The organism is Mesorhizobium sp. WSM4989 (assembly GCF_029625795.1).
Taxonomy (GTDB): Bacteria; Pseudomonadota; Alphaproteobacteria; order Rhizobiales; family Rhizobiaceae; genus Mesorhizobium.
Genome location: NZ_JARTVN010000012.1, coordinates 2,501 through 6,281, shown reverse-complemented (window position 1 = coordinate 6,281; position 3,781 = coordinate 2,501). Strand labels below are relative to the sequence as shown.

1 tRNA gene and 2 rRNA genes are annotated in these 3,781 nt (G+C 54.2%); all 3 read right to left on the bottom strand.

What is annotated here, in order from left to right:
- The 3 genes from P9217_RS30100 to P9217_RS30090 all read right to left on the bottom strand — a co-directional run bounded on the left by P9217_RS30100 (position 1) and on the right by P9217_RS30090 (position 3,556).
- Positions 1-77, bottom strand: a tRNA-Met gene (locus P9217_RS30100).
- 210 nt (positions 78-287) lie between these two features.
- A 5S ribosomal RNA gene (rrf, locus tag P9217_RS30095) occupies positions 288-402 on the bottom strand.
- A 225-nt stretch (positions 403-627) separates the two neighbouring features.
- Positions 628-3,556, bottom strand: a 23S ribosomal RNA gene (locus tag P9217_RS30090).
- Positions 3,557-3,781: the final 225 nt, after the last annotated feature.

Genomic DNA, 3,781 nt, shown 5'->3' with positions numbered 1-3,781 from the left:
TGGTTGCGGGGACAGGATTTGAACCTGTGACCTTCAGGTTATGAGCCTGACGAGCTACCGGGCTGCTCCACCCCGCGTCACCATAGAGGTAAGTTTGCGCTTACCGTATTCAAGGGACCGCCCAATGAAAGGGCCGCTTGCGCGGCCCGGGATCCCGTTTGGCGGGCCTCATGCATGTCGCTCAAAAGTGTTAGCGGTTTTGAGGCAACGACATGCATCACAACAATCGCAAGGAGAAGATTTGTCTGCATCCGGATCCGGATGTGAGATGAACGTGCGCTTGGCAGACCTGGCAGCGACCTACTCTCCCGCGTCTTGAGACGAAGTACCATCAGCGCTGGAGCGTTTCACGGCCGAGTTCGGAATGGGATCGGGTGCAGCCGCTCCGCCATAACCACCAGGTCGGCGAAACGCACGTTCAAATCGAGAAGCTGTTCAAGCGCGATCCAAAGGATCGTCGTTTTGTGCCAAGGCGACGTCTGCGTTTTGCCTACGGGCGAAGCCCGCAAGCGCGACTGCGCGTCGCCGGTCGTCCGGCGCCCTCGCGGAGCATAGGCCCGTAAGGGCCGCTCATGCGTGAGCGCAGGCAGACCATCCGACTTTGTCGGATGGATATTAGGAATGAGAACGATCAAGCCGATCGAACTATTAGTACCGGTAAGCTTCAAGCGTTGCCGCTCTTCCACACCCGGCCTATCAACGTGGTCGTCTTCCACGGTTCTCAGGGAATACTCGTTTCAAGGTGGGTTTCCCGCTTAGATGCCTTCAGCGGTTATCCCGTCCGGATATAGCTACCCTGCAATGCGGCTGGCGCCACAACAGGTCCACCAGAGATCCGTCCATCCCGGTCCTCTCGTACTAGGGACAGATCCTTTCAATATTCCTACACCCACGGCAGATAGGGACCGAACTGTCTCACGACGTTCTGAACCCAACTCACGTACCGCTTTAAATGGCGAACAGCCATACCCTTGGGACCTGCTCCAGCCCCAGGATGCGATGAGTCGACATCGAGGTGCCAAACAACCCCGTCGATATGGACTCTTGGGGGTCATCAGCCTGTTATCCCCGGCGTACCTTTTATCCGTTGAGCGATGGCCCTTCCACACGGGACCACCGGATCACTATGACCGACTTTCGTCTCTGCTCGACTTGTCAGTCTCGCAGTCAGGCAGGCTTATGCCATTGCACTCAGCGAACGATTTCCGACCGTTCTGAGCCCACCATCGCGCGCCTCCGTTACTCTTTAGGAGGCGACCGCCCCAGTCAAACTACCCACCATACATTGTCCCGGACCCGGATAACGGGCCGCGGTTAGACATCCATAGTGATAAGGGTGGTATTTCAAGGGTGGCTCCACCTGAGCTGGCGCCCAGGCTTCAAAGCCTACCACCTATCCTACACATGCCACTACGAATGCCAATGTAAAGCTATAGTAAAGGTGCACGGGGTCTTTCCGTCTAACCGCAGGAACCCCGCATCTTCACGGGGAATTCAATTTCACTGAGTCTATGCTGGAGACAGCGGGGAAGTCGTTACGCCATTCGTGCAGGTCGGAACTTACCCGACAAGGAATTTCGCTACCTTAGGACCGTTATAGTTACGGCCGCCGTTTACTGGGGCTTCGATTCAGAGCTTGCACCCCTCCTCTTAACCTTCCAGCACCGGGCAGGCGTCAGACCCTATACGTCGTCTTGCGACTTCGCAGAGCCCTGTGTTTTTGATAAACAGTCGCTACCCCCTGGTCTGTGCCACCCTCCTCTGCTTGCGCAAAAAAGGGTCACGCTTCTTCCGAAGTTACGCGTGCAATTTGCCGAGTTCCTTCAGCATAGTTCTCTCAAGCGCCTTGGTATACTCTACCAGACCACCAGTGTCGGTTTCGGGTACGGTCTATAAGGAGGAGCTATTTCCTGGAACCACTCCGCTGCCCTTTCAATCCGATAAGATTGGACAACTTGTGTGATCCGTCACTACCTCCAGGCTCACGAATATTAACGTGATTCCCATCGACTACGCGTTTCCGCCTCGTCTTAGGGGCCGGCTAACCCTGCTCAGATTAACTTTAAGCAGGAACCCTTGGTCTTTCGGCGGGGGAGTCTCTCACTCCCCTTACGTTACTCATGTCAGCATTCGCACTTCTGATACCTCCACCGCCCCTCACGGGTACGGCTTCACTGGCTTACAGAACGCTCCGCTACCGCTCGTGATTGCTCACGAACCCTAAGCTTCGGTGTATGGCTTTAGCCCCGTTACATTTTCGGCGCAAAGACCCTTATTTAGACCAGTGAGCTGTTACGCTTTCTTTAAATGATGGCTGCTTCTAAGCCAACATCCTGGTTGTTTTGGGATCCTCACATCCTTTCCCACTTAGCCATAACTTGGGGACCTTAGCTGTAGGTCAGGGTTGTTTCCCTTTTCACGACGGACGTTAGCACCCGCCGTGTGTCTGCCGACTAGTACTCCCAGGTATTCGGAGTTTGGTTAGGTTTGGTAATCCGGTGAGGACCCCTAGCCCATCCAGTGCTCTACCCCCTGGGGTATTCGGTCGACGCTCTACCTAAATAGATTTCGCGGAGAACCAGCTATTTCCGAGTTTGATTGGCCTTTCACCCCTAGCCACAAGTCATCCCGAACTATTGCAACAGTTATGGGTTCGGCCCTCCAGTAAGTGTTACCTTACCTTCAGCCTGCTCATGGCTAGATCACTCGGTTTCGGGTCTAATGCGACGAACTGAACGCCCTGTTCAGACTCGCTTTCGCTGCGCCTACACCTATCGGTTTAAGCTTGCTCGTCACACTAAGTCGCTGACCCATTATACAAAAGGTACGTGGTCACCCGCCCATCAAAGCGCTTGCGCTCTTGATGGCAAAATCAAAAGTTCTTCAAATCGTCAAGCGATTTGAAGGACGGGCTCCCACTGTTTGTAGGCAATCGGTTTCAGGTACTCTTTCACTCCCCTTGTCGGGGTGCTTTTCACCTTTCCCTCACGGTACTAGTTCGCTATCGGTCATGCACGAGTACTTAGGCTTGGAAGGTGGTCCTCCCAATTTCAGACAGGATTTCACGTGTCCCGCCTTACTCAAGGACGATTGATCGCATTACGCGTACGGGGCTGTCACCCGCTATGGCCCAACTTTCCAGAAGGTTCCGCTTGTCTCTCAATCGCCGCTGGCCTGGTCCGGGTTCGCTCGCCACTACTTCCGGAGTCTCGGTTGATGTCCTTTCCTACGGGTACTTAGATGTTTCAGTTCCCCGCGTTCGCCACTTTATCCCTATGTATTCAGGATAAGTTACCTATTATCGATACTTGGAAACCACAGCAGCAAAAACAGCGCGATCCCAAAGAGATCGTCGCCCCACGCTCAATCCTTTTGGGATTGTCGCGTCAGTTGCCCTGCTGCTCTGATTTTCCAAGTACCTTAGGTGGGTTCCCCCATTCGGAGATCTACGGATCAAAGGGTATTCGCACCTCCCCGTAGCTTATCGCAGCGTATCACGTCCTTCATCGCCTGTGCATGCCAAGGCATCCACCAATTGCCCTTAAGACACTTGATCGTTCTCATTGCCAATACCCATCATGCGCGATCCCGAAGGGATCGTCGCATAAGCGCAATCCCGAAGGGATTGTCGCACGAACCAAATCCTGTGCGGGATTTGCTTCAATGGAATTGGCACAAAAAGACCAGCTTCTCGAGATCGGTTCGAGGGCGCGGTTAGGCTTACCCATCATAGGCAAGGGATTGAGCGTCCCTTGCGACAAATCACGATCCTCGCGGACCA